At 27.5% G+C, this 19693-nt stretch carries 20 protein-coding genes and 1 tRNA gene; 16 read left to right on the top strand and 5 right to left on the bottom strand.

Features of this window, described 5'->3' with window-relative positions:
- Window positions 1-62 precede the first annotated feature (62 nt).
- The 9 genes from ACJJVY_RS01785 to ACJJVY_RS01745 all read left to right on the top strand — a co-directional run bounded on the left by ACJJVY_RS01785 (window position 63) and on the right by ACJJVY_RS01745 (window position 10427).
- Window positions 63-965: a DUF6607 family protein gene (locus ACJJVY_RS01785; RefSeq protein WP_405604529.1), complete on the top strand. Its 903-nt coding sequence runs from the start codon at window positions 63-65 to the stop codon at window positions 963-965.
- 3 nt (window positions 966-968) lie between these two features.
- Window positions 969-2462, top strand: a complete 1494-nt coding sequence (locus ACJJVY_RS01780) for an ankyrin repeat domain-containing protein (protein WP_405604527.1) — start codon at window positions 969-971, stop codon at window positions 2460-2462.
- A 6-nt stretch (window positions 2463-2468) separates the two neighbouring features.
- Window positions 2469-2963 (top strand): DUF2271 domain-containing protein, encoded by a 495-nt coding sequence (locus ACJJVY_RS01775; RefSeq protein WP_405604525.1) that lies wholly within the window; start codon window positions 2469-2471, stop codon window positions 2961-2963.
- 10 nt (window positions 2964-2973) lie between these two features.
- On the top strand, window positions 2974-5169 hold the full coding sequence (locus ACJJVY_RS01770) for a PepSY domain-containing protein (protein ID WP_405604523.1): 2196 nt from the start codon (window positions 2974-2976) through the stop codon (window positions 5167-5169).
- A gap of 11 nt (window positions 5170-5180) precedes the next feature.
- Window positions 5181-5534 carry a DUF6686 family protein gene (locus ACJJVY_RS01765; protein ID WP_405604522.1) on the top strand — a complete coding sequence of 118 codons (354 nt, stop codon included), beginning with the start codon at window positions 5181-5183 and terminating at the stop codon, window positions 5532-5534.
- Between the two features lie 104 nt (window positions 5535-5638).
- Complete coding sequence (locus ACJJVY_RS01760; RefSeq protein WP_405604521.1) at window positions 5639-6730, top strand: hypothetical protein; 1092 nt, start codon at window positions 5639-5641, stop codon at window positions 6728-6730.
- Window positions 6731-6816: 86 nt separating this feature from the next.
- Complete coding sequence (locus ACJJVY_RS01755; RefSeq protein ID WP_405604519.1) at window positions 6817-8826, top strand: histidine kinase; 2010 nt, start codon at window positions 6817-6819, stop codon at window positions 8824-8826.
- 4 nt (window positions 8827-8830) lie between these two features.
- Window positions 8831-9676 (top strand): metallophosphoesterase, encoded by an 846-nt coding sequence (locus ACJJVY_RS01750; protein ID WP_405604517.1) that lies wholly within the window; start codon window positions 8831-8833, stop codon window positions 9674-9676.
- A 1-nt stretch (window position 9677) separates the two neighbouring features.
- Entirely contained in the window at window positions 9678-10427 is a 750-nt protein-coding gene (locus tag ACJJVY_RS01745; protein WP_405604515.1) for a LytR/AlgR family response regulator transcription factor, read from the top strand.
- Window positions 10428-10490: 63 nt separating this feature from the next.
- Here the strand turns inward: ACJJVY_RS01745 and ACJJVY_RS01740 are convergent.
- The 3 genes from ACJJVY_RS01740 to ACJJVY_RS01730 all read right to left on the bottom strand — a co-directional run bounded on the left by ACJJVY_RS01740 (window position 10491) and on the right by ACJJVY_RS01730 (window position 12581).
- Window positions 10491-10566, bottom strand: a tRNA-His gene (locus tag ACJJVY_RS01740).
- Between the two features lie 53 nt (window positions 10567-10619).
- Window positions 10620-11336: a bacillithiol biosynthesis deacetylase BshB1 gene (gene bshB1 / locus ACJJVY_RS01735; RefSeq protein WP_405604513.1), complete on the bottom strand. Its 717-nt coding sequence runs from the start codon at window positions 11334-11336 to the stop codon at window positions 10620-10622.
- A gap of 87 nt (window positions 11337-11423) precedes the next feature.
- Window positions 11424-12581 carry a trans-sulfuration enzyme family protein gene (locus tag ACJJVY_RS01730; protein ID WP_405604511.1) on the bottom strand — a complete coding sequence of 386 codons (1158 nt, stop codon included), beginning with the start codon at window positions 12579-12581 and terminating at the stop codon, window positions 11424-11426.
- A 72-nt stretch (window positions 12582-12653) separates the two neighbouring features.
- Here ACJJVY_RS01730 and ACJJVY_RS01725 point away from each other — a divergent pair, with 72 nt between their 5' ends.
- From ACJJVY_RS01725 to ACJJVY_RS01710, 4 genes are read left to right on the top strand one after another with little or no spacing between them, the layout of a single operon-like run.
- On the top strand, window positions 12654-13349 hold the full coding sequence (locus ACJJVY_RS01725) for a Rossmann-like and DUF2520 domain-containing protein (protein ID WP_405604509.1): 696 nt from the start codon (window positions 12654-12656) through the stop codon (window positions 13347-13349).
- A complete protein-coding gene (locus ACJJVY_RS01720) occupies window positions 13339-13857 on the top strand; it encodes a KdsC family phosphatase (RefSeq protein ID WP_405604507.1) in 519 nt (172 codons plus the stop codon). The genes ACJJVY_RS01725 and ACJJVY_RS01720 overlap by 11 nt, the downstream gene beginning before the upstream one ends.
- A gap of 37 nt (window positions 13858-13894) precedes the next feature.
- Window positions 13895-14320: a DUF2147 domain-containing protein gene (locus ACJJVY_RS01715; RefSeq protein ID WP_405604505.1), complete on the top strand. Its 426-nt coding sequence runs from the start codon at window positions 13895-13897 to the stop codon at window positions 14318-14320.
- Between the two features lie 15 nt (window positions 14321-14335).
- Window positions 14336-15565, top strand: a complete 1230-nt coding sequence (locus ACJJVY_RS01710; protein WP_405604503.1) for an ATP-binding cassette domain-containing protein — start codon at window positions 14336-14338, stop codon at window positions 15563-15565.
- Here ACJJVY_RS01710 and ACJJVY_RS01705 read toward each other — a convergent pair.
- Window positions 15562-16203, bottom strand: coding sequence for a protein-L-isoaspartate(D-aspartate) O-methyltransferase (locus ACJJVY_RS01705; protein ID WP_405604501.1), 642 nt, complete (start codon window positions 16201-16203; stop codon window positions 15562-15564). The genes ACJJVY_RS01710 and ACJJVY_RS01705 overlap by 4 nt on opposite strands.
- A gap of 212 nt (window positions 16204-16415) precedes the next feature.
- Between ACJJVY_RS01705 and ACJJVY_RS01700 the strand changes: the two genes are divergently transcribed.
- From ACJJVY_RS01700 to ACJJVY_RS01690, 3 genes are all read left to right on the top strand, one after another.
- Window positions 16416-17375, top strand: a complete 960-nt coding sequence (locus ACJJVY_RS01700) for a Gfo/Idh/MocA family protein (RefSeq protein ID WP_405604499.1) — start codon at window positions 16416-16418, stop codon at window positions 17373-17375.
- Between the two features lie 184 nt (window positions 17376-17559).
- Window positions 17560-18447, top strand: coding sequence for a 3-hydroxybutyryl-CoA dehydrogenase (locus ACJJVY_RS01695; RefSeq protein ID WP_405604497.1), 888 nt, complete (start codon window positions 17560-17562; stop codon window positions 18445-18447).
- A 7-nt stretch (window positions 18448-18454) separates the two neighbouring features.
- Window positions 18455-19093, top strand: a complete 639-nt coding sequence (locus ACJJVY_RS01690; RefSeq protein ID WP_405604495.1) for an acyloxyacyl hydrolase — start codon at window positions 18455-18457, stop codon at window positions 19091-19093.
- A gap of 48 nt (window positions 19094-19141) precedes the next feature.
- Here the strand turns inward: ACJJVY_RS01690 and ACJJVY_RS01685 are convergent, their stop codons facing one another.
- The gene (locus ACJJVY_RS01685; protein ID WP_405604493.1) at window positions 19142-19615 is read right to left on the bottom strand and encodes a Dps family protein; all 474 of its coding nucleotides are present in this window, start codon (window positions 19613-19615) and stop codon (window positions 19142-19144) included.
- Between the last annotated feature and the right edge of the window lie 78 nt (window positions 19616-19693).

Here is a 19693-nt window from a genome sequence, read left to right as displayed (position 1 = left end):
TTATTTTGATTCAATCTAAATAAATTTTATATTTTTGTCAGGAATTTTAAAAAACTTCTAAAATGAATAAATTATTATTTTTCTGCTTATTGTTTGCAATATCAATTACAATAAATGCACAAAGCAAAAAGACAAAAGATCAAAATGCCATAAAAGAAATGTGCGGGTGTTTTGAAGTTACTTTCAATTTTGCAGAAACTTTTAATTATAGTAAAGATTCTACTTATAAACCATCAAAAACAAAGGTTGATAAAGGTTTAGAATGGGCTGGTTTAGTTGAAGATGATAATAACAAAATATCAATTCAACATTTATTACAAGTTGGTAATCCTGCAGAACCAATGATTATTAAACATTGGAGACAAGATTGGTTGTTTGAAAACACAGACTTTTATATGTTTAACGGTGATAACAACTGGACTTTTGAACAAAAAGATAAAAAAGAAGTTAAAGGACAATGGACTCAAAAGGTTTATCAAGTAGATGATAGTCCTCGTTACGAAGGTTCTGGAACTTGGGTACATGTTGATGGAAAAAACTATTGGGAAAACACAACTACAGCTCCTTTACCAAGAAGAGAATACACAAAAAGAAGTGATTATAATATTACTTTAAGAACTAATAGACACGAAATAACTGATGCTGGTTGGGTTCATGACCAAGACAATAGTAAAGTTGTTCGTAAAACAGGTAAAGAAGACTTTGTTTTAGCCAAAGAAAAAGGATACAATACTTACGTAAAAGTAGATGATAGCAGATGTAAAGCCGCAGCAGATTGGTGGAAATCTAATGCAGATAAATGGCAATTGGTTAGAAATAAATGGAATGAAGTTTATGGTAGAAGCAAAAACTTATCTCTTGAGAAAAAAGTAGATAACAAAGCTTTATACAAACATTTATTTTCTGATGAAATAGTAGAAGAAAAAGAAATTAACCCAATAATCGAATCATTTGTAAAAAAATAAACCATGAAATATTTAAATAAAATCACAATCTTATTGGCATTTATTAGTATTAGTACTATTGCACAAAAAAAGAACATTTTTCTTGAAAGAGATTTTTGGTCTTCTAACCCAACAATTACAATGGTAGATCAAAAAATAGCAGAAGGAAACGATGTAACAGAATCTACCAGTAATGCTTTTGATGCCATTGTATACGCTATAAATGCAAAAGCAGATAATGATGTAATTAAATATTTAATTACTAAAAATAATGATGTAAATAGACCAACACACGATGGTAGATCTTATTTACATTGGGCTGCTTACACAAACAATTTAGAAGTAATGAAATTCTTAGTTGCTAAAGGTGTAAATACAAAGGTATTGGGTACACATGGTTTTACTTTTATGACTTTTGCTGCAAATTCTGGTGTAACTGATATAGATTTTTACAAATATAGTTTCGAAATCGGTGCAGATATTACTAAAGAAAAAAATCATGATGGAGCAAATGCTCTTTTATTAGTTGCTCCTCATTTAAAAGATTTTACATTGGTAGATTTCTTAACAACTAAAGGTGTTTCTATAAACAATAAAGACAATTATGGTAACGGATTTTTTGAATATGCTGCTAAAGGTGGTAACAAAGAGTTCTTATCATTACTTGTATCTAAAGGAATCGATAAAGGAAACAATGCTATGTTATTAGCTAGCCAAGGAGGTAGAAGAAAACAAAACACTTTAGAAACTTATCAGTTTTTAGAAAAAATTGGAGTAAACCCAAATATAGTTAATGAAGAAGGTAAAAATCCATTACACCTTATTGCTAGAAATAATAAAGACATTGCTATTTATAAATACTTTATAGAAAAAGGCGTTGATGTAAATTTACAAGACAAAGAAGGTAATTCTCCTTTTACAATTGCAGCAAGTAGTGCCCCTTTAAAAGTGGTTACTTTTTTATCTAAAGAGGTTAAAGATATTAACCAAAAGAACAAAAAAGGAGCAACGGCTTTAACAAATGCTGTAGAAGGAAACTCTGTAGATGTAATTAACTTTTTAATTGAAAAAGGTGCAGATGTTAATACTTTAGATAATGATGGTAACACACTTTCTTACTACTTAATTAAGAATTTTAGTTCTAGAAGAAAAGGTCGTGGTCAAGAAAACAAACCAAATGCTTTTGAAACTAAATTACAAGTTTTAGAAAAAAACGGATTGGTTATAAATAAACGCCAAAACTCTGGTAACACATTAATGCATATTGCTGCAGAAGAAAACAATTTAGCTTTATTAAAAAGATTAGCTGTATATAAAATTGATGTAAACACTAAAAATAAAGAAGATTTAACCGCTTTACAAATTGCTGCGATGAAAGCTAAAGACAACAAAATCATTAAATATTTATTAAGTGTTGGTGCAGATAAAAATGTAAAAACAGACTTTGATGAAACTGTTTATGATTTAGCTTCTGAAAACGAATTATTAAAAAAAGAAAGCATCAACTTTTTAAAATAAAAGACAATGAAAACTAAAAAAATATTACTTATAATTCCTGCTTTTTTATTAATGATAACTGCTTTGTTCAGTTTTAAAAAATACAGTGAAAGTGCTCCATATAAATGTATGATTCAAATGACAAATTACACAGGTGAAGGAGCCTATGTTGTAATTTCATTATTAAACCCAGAAGGAGAATACGAAGAAACTTTATATGTACAAGGTGATGATGATGAATGGTATTTTGACATTACAGAATGGTGGGATTTTCAAGGTAAAAAAAGAGCTGATATAGATGCAATTACAGGTGCAACAATTAGTGGTGGTCAACGATCTATTAGTGTTATTAGAATTGATAACAATAAATTAGATAAAGGTTACAAAATCCGTTTTGAAACTGCTGTAGAAAACCAAGAATATCATAAAGATGATGTGGAATTTGAGTTGACATCAGAAAACGTAAAATCTAAAATAGAAGGAAAAGGATTTATTCGTTATGTAAGAATGATGCCAAAATAAGCATAAAAAAATGACCATATCTATTTGGAGGTATAGCCACTTAACCCTGGCTATATCTTCTGCCTTATTTATTATTTTAGCTTCAATAACTGGTATTATACTAGCTTTTGAGCCTATTGCTGATAAAACAAACCCTTATAATATTGTAGATATTAGTACTATTTCTGTTGCAGAAACTATTAAAACTTTACAGCAAGAATATGATGAAATTATCACTATAGAAGTTGATGAAAATAATTTTGTTTCGTCAGATGTTATTTTAAAAAACGGAAAAAGTGATACATTTTACATAAACCCAAAAACAGGAAAAAAAGTTGGAGATATTTTAGAAAAAAAACCAATTTTTGAGTTTGCTACAAACTTACATCGTTCTTTATTTTTAAAATCTACAGGAAGGTTTATTATAGGTTTTGTGTCATTTTTATTATTTTTAATTGCTATAACTGGTATTGTTTTAATCGCAAAAAGACAAGGTGGTTATTCTAAGTTCTTCTCTAAAATTATAAAAGAAGATTTTAATCAATATTACCATATCATTCTTGGTAGATATACTCTAATACCGATAATAATTATTACATTAACAGGTGTTTATTTATCTTTAGAAAAGTTTTCTTTATTACCTAAAGACAAAAGTAAACATGTAGAAATTGCATTAGAAAACAACATTTTAAATACAAGTACTAGTTTTGATATATTTAAATCTACAAAATTATCTGAGATTCAAAAAATAGAGTTTCCTTTTTCTAAAGATGAAGAAGATTATTATTACATAAAACTAGTTGATAAAGAAATTGCTGTTCATCAATTTACAGGACAGATTATTACTAAAAAAGAGGAAAGCTTATTTACTTTAGGTTCTTATTATAGCTTATTACTCCATACTGGTAAAGGTTCTTTTTTATGGTCTTTTATTTTACTTTTAGCTTGTTTTGCTATTTTATTTTTTATTTTTTCTGGCTTTGCCATGACTTTAAAAAGAATTCAAAAAAAATCTAAAATAAAAAACAAATTCACAAAAGATGAAGCAGAATATATAATTCTTGTTGGTTCGGAAACCGGAAGTACTTTAAACTTTGCAAACACTTTTTACAAAGCTTTAATATCTGCCAAAAAAACTGCTTTTATATCAGACTTAAACAGCTACACGACATATAAAAACGCAGAAAAAATCATCGTTTTTACAGCAACTTATGGTGAAGGAGATGCGCCAATAAATGCTACTAAATTCATCAAAAAAACAAGTGAAACTAAACAATATAAATCAATAAATTTTTCTGTTGTAGGCTTTGGCTCTAAAGAATACAAAGAGTATTGCAAATTTGCTATTCAGGTTCAAGCGAGTTTACAATTACAAGATAACTTCAACTCTATTTTACCTCTTTACAAAGTAAATAATCAATCTTTTACAGATTTCGAAAAATGGCTTTTAGAATGGAATTCTTTAAATCAAATAGATTTAAAAATTAACAAAGAAGACATAAAAAAAACAAAAGAAAAACAACAAATATTTACCATTTTAAACAAAACAGAAAATAATATAGATGATACTTTTTTAATTGAATTAAAATCAATTAGAAAAACAAAATTTGTATCGGGAGATTTACTATCTATCATCCCTAAAGATGAAACCAGAAACCGTTTATACTCTATTGCTAGAGTTAATAATTCCGTTTTATTAAGTGTTAAAAAACATGAATTTGGCTTTTGCTCTAATTTTTTAAATAATTGTAATGTTAATGATAAAATAGTTGCAAGTATCCAAAAAAACGAAAAATTTCATTTTCCTAAAAAATCAAAAGAAGTTATTTTAATTGCAAACGGAACTGGAGTTGCTCCTTTTTTAGGAATGATTCATACAAAAAGACCAAAAACAAAAGTTCATTTATTTTGGGGAGGAAGAACAAAAGACTCTCTAGAACTTTATAAAAAAAATATAGATTTATCGATAAAAAACAAAACACTAACTTCTTTTTACACAGCTTTATCGCAAGAACAAAAAGATAAAATTTACGTTCAGGATATTATTTTAAAGAAACCTAAATTAATTGCAAATACATTAAAAGACGGAAATCATATTATGATTTGTGGCTCTCTAAGCATGTATAATGGTGTTTTAATAACGTTAAATAAAATTACAGAAGAATATCTTAATTCTCCCGTAGATAAATTTATAGAAAAATACCAAATTAAAAGCGATTGTTATTAAATAATAAAATTATGAGCGAAAATTCTAAAATAATATCAAGAGTAAAAAACGGAGAACTTTCAATCTGTAATAATTGTAAAGTTTACAACCTTATCTATAATAATATATTTTTTCAATTTAGTAAAGAACAACTATTTCAATTTAAAGAATATCTTGCTAAAATAGATGTAGAGTATTGGTTAACTTTTAATTCTTCTACCACACAAAAAAGAAAAATACCAATTGCTACATTTCATAAAAATTTAATTTTAGTTTTTAATTATCATGAAATAGAAGAACTAAAAATTTTATTAGATCTTAAAAAAGTAAAAGCCAAAACTATTATTACTACTTCTGATATTGATTATACTTTGATTTTAAATTAAAGTACGAATTCTAATTGTTCTTTCACGAATTCTAATAACCGCAATATTTAGCTTTACTTCTACTCTACTTTTACTGTGTATTAACATTTAAAAAAGTAGAAATTATGAGAACAATCTTAAAAAAATCAGTATTCGCGGCAAGTTTAATTGCATTAAGTAGCCCATTTATTAGTTGTGATAACAACAAAACAAATAAAGTAAAAAAAGAAGTAGTTATTGCAACTAATACTTCTGTAGAAAAAAAGGAAAATTCTAAAACAACATCAAGAAATCCTATTGTATTTATTGCTGGTTTTGATAAAGGAAACGAAACCTTTTACTCTAATGCCAGAACTTATTTTCAAGAAAAAGGTTTAAAAGTTATAGACGGACAATATTCTTTAGAAGAAATTATTCTTTGGATGAATGAAAACGCAAATAGAATTCCTTACGGAGAAGTACATATTGTAAACCAAAGTAATCCTTATAAAGGGATGAATTTAGAAACAATTGTTAGAGGCGATGATATAACAAGTAAAACATTAAAGGAAAGTATAAACAACGGAGCATTACCTACGCTTAAAAATATTATAGATACAAATACAAAAATCGTATTTCATGCATCTGGTTTAATAGAAAATAAAGAGCTTTTAAAAACACTAAAAGAAGCTTTTTCCACAGAAATTGTGCCTAATGTAATTGCATCTCCATATCACACCATATTTGGTGGTAAATTTTCTGATCATTATTTAGCAGAACCTTATTATGTTTTTTATCCAACTTCAAAATCACCAGGAAAAACAGATTTATCTAAAGAAATTGCTAGAAAATATCCAGAAGAAAAAGAAATAAATTGGTATGAAGCTTTAAATAATAATGAAGAAAGATACATAGGAGAAGCTTATACAGAACAATTTTCTATACCTGTTAAATGGGAATTTGATTACCACCATACAGATAATGAAATGCCAATTTTTACATCTGAAAAAGAAATAATAGAATGGATTAAATTAGACGAAGAGTTAATAGCAGAAATTAATCAGTACAACATCCCTTTAGATAAATTTAGATGGAGAGCTAGTTCTAAAAACAGCACTTTAATTATTAAAGGTAGAACCACTGGTTTATGTGTTCTTAAACCTTTGGTAAGACCTTACGGAGAGTTACAGCACATTAAACCAAATACAAACAACAAGCGTTTATATGCTTTAAAATAAATTGAAAAAGAGAAAGTAGTTTAACCAACGTCATTACACAAAATTTAAAATAGTGTAATGACGTTTTAATTAGTAATTTTGTAAAGATGGCTAAGTTTTTAAAAACCTTAATTATAAATTATCTTTCGTTTCTTTTATTTCTATCGATATTTTCTGCGCATGCTCAAGAAAATAACTTCGAAAAAATAAAGGCTTATAATGACTTTAGTAATTATCAAATTAAAGAAATAACACAAGATACATTTAACAATATTTGGCTAGCAACCAACAAAGGTTTATTAAAATACAATGGAAAATCTATTGTAGATTTTAGTTTAAACACAGATAATTTTTCTTCTAAAATTAATACTCTTTTCTGTAAAGGTGATTCAATTTTTATTGGTAAAAACAAAAGTCTTTTTCTTAAAACAGCCAATCAATTAAAAAGTTTTGATGCAAAAGAAGTTTACACTATTTATAATCATCAGAATAAAATTCTTGTAGGTACAAACCAAGGAATATTTTATTTTAAAAATAATCTTATACAACCTTTAAAAACGACTTCTAAATTAGATTTTTCTACCATAAATGATATTCTATTTATAAAAAACAATTTTTTTATTGGTTCTAATAGCGGACTTTGGCAAATTGATGATGTATTTAATCCGAAAAAAATAAAACAAATAAGTAAAGGAAATTACACTTCTTTTTTAAGTTTCAACAACACTCTTTTTGTTTTAAAAGATAATAGTGAAATTGAAGAATTTAACGAAGAAAATGGACTTGTTAATAAATATTTTAAAGATCAGATAACTAATATTACCAAAGTTGAAAATAAAATATATGTTGCTTCTAAAAATGACGGAATTGATGTTTTAGATATTACTAATTTTACTTTTGATAAAAGGATTAGCAAATACAATAGTTTTTTAAACTCAAATACTATAAATGTTGTTTTTGAAGATGCAGAACGCAATATTTTTTTAGCAACAGAAAATGAATTATATATCAAAAAAAACAGCAATTTACCTAAAAAAACAAATCTAATTTTAGCTGATATTTCTGTAAATTATGTACCCTTAAACTCTATAAATCTAAATTCTTACAACAAGGTTTTAAACTTACAACCAAATGAAAATAACTTATCTTTTTTATGGCAAGCAATTTCTATAAACAACTCAGAAAATATAGAATTCCGTTATAAATTAAATAAAGATTTTTCTCCTTGGCAGAAAACGAATCAGATAAATTTTGCCAACTTAAAATCTGGTAAATATCAATTTACTGTAGAATCTCGTTTTAAAAACAGTACAGATATTAGTACAAAAACGTTTCATTTTTTTATTGATACTACTATTTATCAAAAAATATGGTTTTACCTTTTATGTGGTGTAATTTTATGCTTTCTTTTAGCTGGAATTGTAGATTTATACATTAGAAAACTGAAGAAAAAAAATCAACAAAAAATAGACAAATTAAAACTTAAAAATCACTTGTTGAGTTTAGAACAAAAAGCATTGCAATTACAAATGAATCCTCATTTTATTTTTAATGTTTTAAATGGAATAAAAGCCCTCGGTAATGCTGGTAATTCTAACGAGTTAAATAAAACAGTTTCTCAATTTTCTATACTTTTAAGAAGTGTTTTAAACAACTCTCGTTTAGAAGAAATTAGTTTACGTGATGAAATTGAAACGCTAAAAAATTATTTAGATTTAGAGCAAAAAATCAATGCTAAATCTTTTGAATATAGTTTTGAAACTTCTTTAAACAATATCGATTCAGAAGAGATTTTAATTCCGCCAATGTTGTTACAACCTTTTCTAGAAAACTGTATAAAACATGCTTTTTTACTAAGCACAAAAGAGCCAAAAATTAAACTTTTGTTTGAAGTTAAAAACAAATTCCTGCACTTTACAATAGAAGATAATGGAGTTGGTTTTAATCAAACCAAAAAAGAAAAATCAAATCATAAATCGGTTGCTTTAAAAGTAACAAAAGAAAGAATTCAAAATTTATCAAAATATAATTTATTTTCTATCGAAGAAATTAAAAACAAAGGTAAAGTAACTGGTACAAAAGTTACATTTAAAATACCTTTAAAAACAGATTATTAACAATATGGAAAGAAGAAAATTTATAAAAAAAGCAGTGTATACTTCTTTAGGTGCAGGTGTTTTAGGTGGTCTTTATGCTTGGCAAGTAGAACCTTTTTGGTTAGAATTTGTTAAGGTTAAAATGCCTATTAAAAACTTACCAAAAGGTTTAATTGGTAAAACATTAATGCAAATTAGTGATGTACACGTTGGTAATAAATTTGATTATCAATACATTATAGATTCTTTTAAAGAAGCAAGTCTTTATAATCCTGATTTTGTAGTTTATACAGGCGATTTTGCTTCTTATGAAACGCCTGAACAATTTGGCCAATTAGAAAAGGTTTTTAAACATGCCGTTACTGGAAAATTAGGAACAGCTGGCGTTTTAGGAAATCATGATTACGGATTAAATTGGGATGAAACGGATGTTTCTGATAAAATATCTGCTATTTTAGAAAATGAAAGTATTAAAATTCTTAGAAATGACGAAATAAGTTTTAGCGGACTAAATATTATGGGTATTGATGATTATTGGAGCTCTAATTTTTATCCCAAAAAAATTATGGATAAATATGACGAAAATAAAGCAAACATAGTCTTATGCCACAACCCAGATGTTTGTGATTTAGATGTTTGGAATAATTATAAAGGTTGGATTTTGTCTGGTCATACCCATGGAGGACAAGTAAAACCTCCTTTTTTAAACCCACCTATTTTACCTGTAGAAAATAAAAGATATTCTGCTGGAGAATTTGATTTATACGATGGTAGAACACTTTATATTAATAGAGCGCTTGGTAATTTATATCAAGTTAGGTTTAACGTAAGACCGGAAATAACCATTTTTGAATTAGAAGAAAAATTATAACATGAATAAAATGACAGCGGTTGTAGTAGAAGATAATGTTTTAGCTTTAGAAATGTTGGTAAACGATATTTCTAAAAATCATAATGAAATTGAAATTATAGCAACTGCAAAGAGCGTAATAGAAGCTGCTAAATTATTACAAAAACAACAACCAGATATTCTTTTTTTAGACATCATGTTAGGAGACGGAACAGGTTTTGATTTGTTAGAGATATTTCCAAACTTAACCTCTAAAATTATATTTGTAACAGCAAGTGATGCTTATGCAATAAGAGCATTTAAATTTGCTGCCATAGATTATATTTTAAAGCCTTATTCTAATGAAGATCTAAAACAATCTATAGAAAAAGCAAAACAACAAATAGAACCTCAGATAGAGCAATTAAACATCTTAAAACAAGCTGTTACGCATCCAGAAAATAATCTTAAAAGGATTTCTTTATACACACAAGACAAAATTATAGTAGTAAATATAGAAGATATTATTCGTTGTAAATCTGATAATAATTACACTACATTTTATTTAAAGGACAAATCTAAAATCTTAGTCTCTAAAACTCTTAAATATTATTCTGATATGTTAAAAGAATTTAATTTTTTAAGAGTACACCAAAGTCATTTAATAAATAAAACACAAATTAAAGAGTTTATAAAAGCAGACGGTGGTTATCTTATATTAAATGATAATAGCAACATACCTGTTTCTGTAAGAAAAAAAGCAGAAGTAATCGATTTTTTAAAAACAATTTAAAACTATTTTCTCAAATTAATTCCACAAAAAAATCCTTCTCATAATGAGAAGGATTCTACTTTTGGGTGGAAGACGGGATTCGAACCCGCGACACTCGGTACCACAAACCGATACTCTAACCAACTGAGCTACAACCACCATATAATTGCGGGTGCAAATATACACACATTCTTTTATTTTGCAAGAAAAAAATTAAATTAATTTAGATAAATTTTCTACTGCAACGTAACGTTCTGTAGTAAAGCCTTCTGCAAAATCAACATCTATTAATCGTCCTAAATCTTTTGCTCTATAATTTATACTTTCGTTAAAATTTTTGCTAGTTATTGGTGTTTCTGGCTCCTTACTATCAGGGTTGTAAAATTGAGAAGAATATGCTAAAACAGATTTCATTTTAAGATCCATAAAACCTGTAACATTTACCACAAAATCTGGTTCAATATTTTTCCATTGTATGTAATGGTATACTTGTTTTGGTCTCCATTTTTCTTGTTGCTTCCCTTCTACTTCTGTTTCAATCTTTAATAAACCACTTAAAAAACAAGCATCAGAAACTAATTTACTACCTTTTGGGTGATCTATATGTCTATCATCTATAGCATTACATAAAACAATTTCTGGTTTGTATTTACGTATCATTTTTATAACCTCTAATTGATGTTTTCTATCATTCATAAAAAATCCATCAGAAAAAGCTAAATTTTCTCTAACACTAACGCCTAAAATTTCTGCTGCTTTTGCTGCTTCTTTATCTCTTAGTTCAGCAGAACCACGGGTTCCTAATTCTCCTCTTGTTAAATCTATAACTCCTACTTTTTTTCCTAAGGAAACTTCTTTGGCAATTGTTGCTCCGCAACTTAACTCAATATCATCAGGATGCGCCCCAAAAGCTAAAATATCTAGTTTCATATATTCTATATTATTTATTCGTATTAAAGAGTCTATTATTCTGTAATTACTTACATAAAAAACAAAACTCTTTAATAGTTATCTTAATTAATTCTTTGCTATTTCTATTGCTTGTAAAATATCTTCTATTAGATCTTCTGGTTCTTCTATACCTACAGAAAAACGAATTAACCCCTCTTTAATTCCTCTTGCCAAACGTTCTTCTTCACTTAACAAAGCATGCGTTGTTTGTACAGGGCTAACCGTTGTACTTTCTAACCCTGCTAAACTCATAGAAGGCTTTATCAACTGTAAACTATTCTGAAATTTCATAGCATCAATACCTCTTGATAACTCAAAAGACATCATTGCCCCAAAACCTTTCATTTGTTTTTTAGCTAATTTGTATTGTGGATGACTTTTTAAACCAGGATAATAAACCGTATCAATATCCATATTACTTTCTAAAAATTCTGCCATTTTTTGCGCATTTTTAGTCTGTTCTTTTACACGTAAATTCAATGTTTTTAAACTTCTTTCTAACAACCAAACTGTTTGATCACTTAAATTTCCACCAAAATTAATTGCTGTTTTCCAAATTTGCTCAATATGCTCTTTTGATGCTGCAATTGCTCCTGCAGAAATATCAGAATGACCTCCCATATATTTCGTTGCAGAATGTAAGATAATATCAATACCAAAGTCTGTTGGGTTTTGATTGATTGGAGAAGCAAACGTGTTATCAATCATTGTAAGAATTTTATACTCTTTGACCAAAGCAGCAATTGCTTTCATATCAGTAATTCCTAACAACGGATTAGAAGGTGTTTCTATGTATAAAATCTTTGTATTTTGTTTGATTAAAGGTTTAAAATCTTCCAATTTATCAGACTCGGTAAAAGAGTATTCTATTCCATATTTATCAAACTCAGAGACTATAAAATTATAAGTTCCTCCATAAATTACTTGTTGTATAACCACATGATCTCCTTTTTGTAAAAAAGCAAATAATGCCGCAGAAATTGCTGCCATACCAGAACCAAAAATTAAAGCATCTTCAGTTTTTTCTAAAGCTGCAATTTTTTTGTGTAACATTTCTTGATTCGGTGTATTAAAATAACGTGGATAACGTTTTATATCTACTCCATCAAAAGCATAAGAAGTTGCAGGATAAATAGGAGAAACTGCTCCTTTAAATTGTTCGTCTTTTACCTCACCAACGTGAACGCAAGTTGTATTTATTCCTATTTTTTTTGATTTTTTCATTTCTATCATTTTACGTTTGCTAATTTAATAAATCCTTATGCAATCCAATAAAAAAAACAATATCTTCGTTAAATGATATCTGTTTTACTTATCGGAAAAGGAAATGTTGCTTCGCATTTACATGATGTTTTTTTAAAAGCTGATACTATTGAAGTTACACAAATTAGTTCTAGAAACTTAGAAAATATACCAGATGCAAATGTAACAATCATCGCTGTTTCTGATGATGCTATTTCAGAAGTTTCTGCTAAAGTTAATAATAATTTAGTTGTTCATACTTCTGGAGCTTGTTCTATAGACGAATTAAAAAACAAAAATAGAAAAGGTGTTTTTTATATGTTACAAACTTTTTCTAAAGGAAAAGAAGTCGATTTTAAGAAGGTTCCTTTTTGTTTAGAAGCTACCAATTTAGAAGACCAAAAACTACTAAATAAATTAGCAAAATCTATTGGTGAAAATATTTATGAAATAAATTCTAAACAAAGAAAATCATTACACGTTTCGGCTGTTTTTGTAAACAACTTTACCAATCACATGTATAAAATTGGCAGTGATATTTGTAAAGAAAATAAAGTTCCTTTTGATATTTTACAACCTTTAATAAAAGAAACTGCATCTAAAATAGCAACATTATCACCAAAAGAAGCACAAACTGGTCCGGCAATAAGAAACGATGAAAAAACAATAAAAAGTCACTTAGGGTTATTAAGTACAGAACAACAAGAAATCTATAAAATTTTAACAAAATCAATCCAAAATGGAAATTAGTTACAAACAATTATTACCTAAAATAAATACTTTAATTTTTGATGTTGATGGTGTTCTCACAAACGGAATGTTAACAATTATGCCAGATGGAGAATTGGTTAGACATATGAATGTTAAAGATGGTTTTGCCTTAAAAACAGCTTTAAATAATGGTTTAAATATCTTTATTATTTCTGGTGGAAAAAACGAAGGTGTTAGAACTCGTTTAGCCAATTTAGGTATCTCAGATATTTATTTAGGTGCACATAATAAAACAAAACAATACAATGAGTTGGTAGAAAAGTACAATTTAGATCCGGAATGTATAATGTATATGGGTGATGATTTACCTGATTATCCTGTAATGGAACAAGTAGGTTTACCTTGTTGCCCAAACGATGCTGTTAGAGAAATACAAAGTGTTGCCAAATACATTTCTGATAAAAAAGGTGGAGAAGGTTGTGTTAGAGACATTATAGAACAAGTTTTACGAGTACAAGGAAAATGGGGAAATGATTTTGAAGCTTAAAATACTACCCTAATTATAATAATTAAATTTTAAAAATATGAGAAAAACAATTTTAACAGCATTACTATTTATAATTACAATTTCTATAAACGCACAAACCATTTTCGGGAAATGGAATTCTAGAAATGAAGAAACAGGTAAAGTTGATTCTGTTATAGAAGTTTATAAAAAAGAAGGTGTTGCTTTTGCTAAAATTATAGACATAACAAACCCTGAGAGAAAAAAAGCAATTTGTAATTTGTGTGAAGGAGAAAATAAAGACAAACCAATTTTAGGCTTAAACATTTTATCTGGTTTAGAAAAAGATGGTGATGAGTGGTCTGGAGGAAAAATTATTGACCCCAGAAGTGGTAAAGTTTATAAATGCTACATTAAGTTAGAAAACCCTAATAAATTAAAAATTAGAGGCTACTTAGGTTTTGCTTTAATTGGTAAAACTGCTTATTGGGAAAGAGTTCAATAAAACTATTTAAAATCTATGGAGAATACCCATTATGTAATTAATAAAAAAGCACTTTCTACTAATACTAAATTGGTAGAAAGTTTTTTAAAAGGCACATCTTCTTTACCTAATTTAACTGCAAAAAAAGGTCTTTTATTTTCTGATAGTATTTTAGAAAAATTTATTGACAAAGAAGAAAAATACAATAAAAACACCTTAACTACTAAAGAAAATAGAAGTATAAGAACCTTGTCTAGCGGAGAGCAAAAAAAGGCTTTATTAAATTATTTAATTACACAAAAACCAGATTTTTTAATTTTAGACAGTCCGTTTGAAAGTTTAGATATTTCTTCTGTATCTAATTTAGAAAAGTTACTGATTAAGCTATCTTCTTCTATAACTCTTATTCAAATTTTTAATAGAAAGGATGAAATTTTACCAGTAGCAACTCATATTTTAGAAATTAAAAATGATAAAATTATTGCTAATACTCCTCTAGGTGAATATACTTTTAAAGAAAATAATTTTGTTTTTAACGGAACAATACCTAAACCAATTACTTTTTATAAAAATATATCAGATCAACTAGTATCCTTACAAAATGTAAACGTTAGTTATGATGAAAAATGTATTTTAAACAATATAAATTGGACCATAAATAAAAATGTATTTTGGCAGTTAATAGGCCCAAATGGTTCTGGTAAAACAACCATTTTATCAATGATTTATGGTAACAATGTAAAAGCATACGGACAAGAAGTTTATTTATTTGGTAATAAAAAAGGTTCTGGAGAAAGTGTTTGGGAAATTAAAGAGAAAATAGGATATTTTAGTCCTTCTATTTTAGAACTATTTAAAAGAAAAGTATCTGTAGAACAAATGCTGATATCAGGCTTTTTTGATAGTATTGGTTTATACCAAACACCCACCACCTTACAAGTAAAAGTTGCTAAAGAATGGATGCTTTTATTAGATTTAAAAAACAGTTCTTTTCAAGATTTATCTACTGCTAAACAAAGATTGGTTTTAATTGCAAGAGCAATGATTAAACATCCGCCTTTATTAATTCTAGATGAACCTTTAACCAATTTAGATGAAAAAGGAACTACAATTGTAGCCGGTTTAATTAATAAAATAGCCAAAGAAAGTAACACATCAATCCTTTTTGTTTCTCATAGAAATGTAGAAGAATTACAACCTGAATTTACGTTTGAATTGACTCCTACTAAAAATGGTTCTTTAGGAAATATAAAAAAAGGTTCTTAGTTTTTTTCTTCTAACATTGGTACAAAAGCAAAATCTCCTAATTCGTGTTTTTCAAATTCTTTAGCAGATTTTCTAACAAATAGTGTCATTATTTGTTTTTTATTGCCAACAGGTATTAATAATTTACCTCCTATTTTTAATTGTGCTAACAATGGGTTTGGTACATAAGGTGCACCAGCAGTAACAATAATTTTATCAAAAGGAGCTTGTTCGGGCAAACCTTTATAACCATCACCAAAAATAAATCTTTTAGGATTATAACCTAACTTTGGTAAAAAAAGAGATGTTTTTTTAAACAATTCTCTTTGTCTTTCTATAGAATATACTTCTGCTTTTAGTTCTAACAAAACTGCTGTTTGGTAACCAGAACCTGTACCTATTTCTAAAACTTTATCTGTATTTTTCACCTCTAAAGTTTGCGACTGAAAAGCAACTGTGTAAGGCATAGAAATTGTTTGTTCTGCTGCAATAGGAAATGCTTTATCTTGATAAGCATGAGACTCAAAACTACTATCTATAAATAGATGTCTAGGAATTTTACGTACTGCATTCAATACATTTTCATCAATAATTCCTTTTGCTTTTAACACATTAGCAAGTTGATTTCTAAGACCTTGGTGTTTAGAAGTATCTCTCAATTTTTAAAGTTTTACGGAGCCTAAAAATAGTAATAAATCCATATAAATAAGCATAAAATTGTATCTTTGTTTTTGGCTGATTTTTAAATCAGAAAAAATAAATCAATGTCTTAAAAATGAACTTTTTGCAATAAAAGCAAGTAATAAAAAATAGATTTAGGTAAAATTAAATTATTATTCTTGATTCATAAAAAAGACGTAAAATACAATATATGCTTAAAGTTGGAGTGTTAGGTGCAGGTCACTTAGGAAAAATACATTTACGTTTATTAAAACAATCAGAAAAATACCAGTTAGTTGGTTTTTTTGATCCTTCTAAAGAAAATGCAAAAAAAGTTGCAGAAGAATTTGGTTATACTTCTTTTGATTCTATAGAATCCTTAATAGATGCTGTAGAAGTTGTAGACATTGTAACACCTACTTTATCTCATTTTGATTGTGCAAAATTAGCCATCGAAAAAGGGCGTCATATTTTTGTAGAAAAACCAATTACAAAAACTGTTATACAAGCAGAAGCAATAAAAACATTGGCTAGCCAACATCACGTTTTGGGTCAAGTTGGTCATGTAGAACGATTTAACCCTGCTTTTACAGCGATTAAAGACAAGATTGAAAACCCAATGTTTATAGAATGCCACAGATTGGCAGAATTTAATCCAAGGGGTACAGATGTGCCTGTTGTATTAGATTTAATGATACATGATATTGATATTATTCTTTCTGTTGTTAATTCTGAGGTAAAAAATGTACACGCAAGTGGTGTTGCTGTTATTTCTGATACTCCGGATATTGCTAATGCAAGAATTGAGTTCGAAAACGGTTGTGTTGCTAACTTAACTGCAAGTAGAATTTCTATGAAAAACATGCGTAAATCTCGTTTCTTTCAAAAAGACGCATATATTTCTGTTAACTTTTTAAGTAAAGAATCTGAAGTTGTAAGAATGAAAGATGTTCCGGAAAATCCAGATGAATTTGCTATGATTTTACAAAATGCAGAAGGTGTTAAAAAACAAATTTATTTTGAAAATCCAGCTGTAGAAAACAACAATGCTATTTTAGATGAATTAGAAACTTTTGCAGACGCTATTAATACCAATACAAAACCAATAGTAACTTTAAGACAAGGTACAGAAGCTTTAAAAGTTGCTCAAATGATTATTGACTGTTTTTAATTGACAGTCAATTCATTTAAAAGAGATTAAATTTAGCAAGTAATTGCGTTAGGGATTGAAATGAAAATCCTTTTTATGTTAATTTTGGGTTTATTTTGTAGTGAAACAATAAATAGAAGCATTAAAATTGACATAAAAAGCCCGACCTTTAAGGAGCACCCAAATAAAAATTAAACTTTAAATTATGAAAAATGTAGCAGTTATTGGAGCAGGTACAATGGGTAACGGAATAGCACATACATTTGCTCAATTTAATTATAAGGTTAATTTAATTGATATTTCTAAGGCTTCTCTAAAAACAGGATTGGCAACTATTTCTAAAAATTTAGACAGAATGGTTACTAAACAAAAGATTTCTGAATCTGAAAAAACAGTAACTTTAAAAAATATAACTAGGTTTACCTCTATTGAAACTGGTGTTAAAAATGTTGATTTAGTAGTTGAAGCTGCTACCGAAAATGTAGCTTTAAAAACTAAAATATTTAAAGAGCTAGATACCATTTGTAATACAGAAACAATTCTTGCCACAAATACTTCTTCTATTTCTATTACAGAAATTGCTGCTGTAACAAAAAGGCCAGAAAAAGTGATTGGTATGCATTTTATGAATCCTGTACCGGTAATGAAATTGGTAGAAATTATTAAAGGTTACAACACTTCTAATGAAGTGGTGGAAACAATTGTGTTACTTTCTAAAAAATTAGAAAAAACACCTGTACAAGTGAATGATTATCCTGGTTTTGTGGCTAACAGAATTTTGATGCCAATGATAAACGAATCTATAGAAACTTTATACAATAATGTTGCTGGTGTAGAGGAAATTGATACAGTAATGAAGTTAGGTATGGCACACCCTATGGGACCTTTACAATTGGCAGATTTTATTGGTTTAGATGTTTGTTTATCTATTTTAAATGTGCTGTACAAAGGTTATAAAAACCCTAAATATGCACCTTGCCCTTTACTAGTTAACATGGTTATGGCAGGTAAATTAGGCGTAAAATCTGGCGAGGGCTTTTATGACTACTCCAATCATAGAAAAGCTGAAAAAGTTGCCAAAATGTTTTCTTAATTTTTGTATGAAAAAAATAATTTTAGTTTTCTTAATATTTACTACTTCCATAATTTTAAGTCAAGATAAAAAGTTTGGTATTTTTAATCCTTATAAAATTGGTTTCCTTTATAATAAAGCCCAAGACAATAATTTTTTATTTGATGATGATAACTATTTATATGCTACAAATAGTTATAAAGCTCAGTTTTTTTACAAGTTAGGTACTTGGAAAAAATTAGACTTTGAAATTAGTGTTCAACCACAAGTACAAACTTTAAAACATCAATTATTTAACAAATATTTTGTCTTAGAAAGTGAAGAAAATTATGAAGAAAAAAGAACGGAATTTACACAACTAAAAGACATGCATCTATATGCTTTTGAATTGGGTTTTATTTTAAAAAAGAAAATTTTAACGAAGTTAGATTTTCAAGCAACTATTGGTTTAGGTGTTGCGTCTATTAGTAAAAGAACAGAACGTTTAGCAAAAGGTTTTACGTTTATAGAAAATGGCTCTTTAGGTTTATCTTATCAGACCACAAAAAAGACATTTTTATATATTGGTAGTAATATTGGGCATGTTTCTAATTTTGATACTCAAAAACCTAACAACGGATTTAATATTGTTGGTTACGAAATTGGTTTATCTTATCTCTTAAAATAAAAAAAGGGAAACATTAAGTTTCCCTTTTTTTACTCTATATTCAATTGCTTATTTTCCTAACCAAGAATTTAACATCCAAATTGTTTTTTCTTGTTCTGCTATAAAATCACTCATCATAGAGTTTGTACCCTCATCATCTGCTTCATCAGAAATATCTAAAATTGTTCTTTCTATTTTTAATAATTCTGATAAAGAACTTACAACCAACTCTACTCCTTCTACATCGTTAGATATATCTTTACCAACTGCTACAGATGCTCTTTCTAAATAATCTGTAAAAGTGTGTAATGGTTTACCTTGTAATGTTAAAATACGCTCTGCTATTTCATCTATTTTAATTTGAGAATCTGTATAAAACTCTTCGAACTTTACATGTAATTCAAAAAAATTTTTCCCTTTAATATTCCAATGTAAACCTCTTAAATTTTGATAATATATTTGAAAATTAGCCAACAAACCATTTAATTCTGTAACTAAATTAGCTGTTTCTTTTTTGTCTAAACCTAATATTGTTTTGTTCATTTTTTCTATCTTTTTGATTAATCAAATTTAATGGAAAATTAATGGTTTTTTCAATAATTTTAATTGATACTTTTAATA

It is taken from the genome of Polaribacter sp. Asnod1-A03 (assembly GCF_045063585.1).
Classification (GTDB): domain Bacteria; phylum Bacteroidota; class Bacteroidia; order Flavobacteriales; family Flavobacteriaceae; genus Polaribacter.
This window is presented reverse-complemented; position numbering and strand designations above follow the sequence as displayed.

What these genes read in the sequence shown, in the direction of transcription:
- ACJJVY_RS01730 (WP_405604511.1), bottom strand. Translation starts at nt 12,581, where the DNA reads ATGAAAAAATCAAAAAAAATAGGAATAAATACAACTTGCGTTCACGTT.
- bshB1 (WP_405604513.1), bottom strand. Translation starts at nt 11,336, where the DNA reads ATGAAACTAGATATTTTAGCTTTTGGGGCGCATCCTGATGATATTGAG.
- ACJJVY_RS01700 (WP_405604499.1), top strand. Translation starts at nt 16,416, where the DNA reads ATGCTTAAAGTTGGAGTGTTAGGTGCAGGTCACTTAGGAAAAATACAT.
- ACJJVY_RS01780 (WP_405604527.1), top strand. Translation starts at nt 969, where the DNA reads ATGAAATATTTAAATAAAATCACAATCTTATTGGCATTTATTAGTATT.
- ACJJVY_RS01745 (WP_405604515.1), top strand. Translation starts at nt 9,678, where the DNA reads ATGAATAAAATGACAGCGGTTGTAGTAGAAGATAATGTTTTAGCTTTA.
- ACJJVY_RS01695 (WP_405604497.1), top strand. Translation starts at nt 17,560, where the DNA reads ATGAAAAATGTAGCAGTTATTGGAGCAGGTACAATGGGTAACGGAATA.
- ACJJVY_RS01785 (WP_405604529.1), top strand. Translation starts at nt 63, where the DNA reads ATGAATAAATTATTATTTTTCTGCTTATTGTTTGCAATATCAATTACA.
- ACJJVY_RS01710 (WP_405604503.1), top strand. Translation starts at nt 14,336, where the DNA reads ATGGAGAATACCCATTATGTAATTAATAAAAAAGCACTTTCTACTAAT.
- ACJJVY_RS01765 (WP_405604522.1), top strand. Translation starts at nt 5,181, where the DNA reads ATGAGCGAAAATTCTAAAATAATATCAAGAGTAAAAAACGGAGAACTT.
- ACJJVY_RS01720 (WP_405604507.1), top strand. Translation starts at nt 13,339, where the DNA reads ATGGAAATTAGTTACAAACAATTATTACCTAAAATAAATACTTTAATT.
- ACJJVY_RS01725 (WP_405604509.1), top strand. Translation starts at nt 12,654, where the DNA reads ATGATATCTGTTTTACTTATCGGAAAAGGAAATGTTGCTTCGCATTTA.
- ACJJVY_RS01715 (WP_405604505.1), top strand. Translation starts at nt 13,895, where the DNA reads ATGAGAAAAACAATTTTAACAGCATTACTATTTATAATTACAATTTCT.
- ACJJVY_RS01755 (WP_405604519.1), top strand. Translation starts at nt 6,817, where the DNA reads ATGGCTAAGTTTTTAAAAACCTTAATTATAAATTATCTTTCGTTTCTT.
- ACJJVY_RS01750 (WP_405604517.1), top strand. Translation starts at nt 8,831, where the DNA reads ATGGAAAGAAGAAAATTTATAAAAAAAGCAGTGTATACTTCTTTAGGT.
- ACJJVY_RS01775 (WP_405604525.1), top strand. Translation starts at nt 2,469, where the DNA reads ATGAAAACTAAAAAAATATTACTTATAATTCCTGCTTTTTTATTAATG.
- ACJJVY_RS01690 (WP_405604495.1), top strand. Translation starts at nt 18,455, where the DNA reads ATGAAAAAAATAATTTTAGTTTTCTTAATATTTACTACTTCCATAATT.
- ACJJVY_RS01770 (WP_405604523.1), top strand. Translation starts at nt 2,974, where the DNA reads ATGACCATATCTATTTGGAGGTATAGCCACTTAACCCTGGCTATATCT.
- ACJJVY_RS01760 (WP_405604521.1), top strand. Translation starts at nt 5,639, where the DNA reads ATGAGAACAATCTTAAAAAAATCAGTATTCGCGGCAAGTTTAATTGCA.
- ACJJVY_RS01685 (WP_405604493.1), bottom strand. Translation starts at nt 19,615, where the DNA reads ATGAACAAAACAATATTAGGTTTAGACAAAAAAGAAACAGCTAATTTA.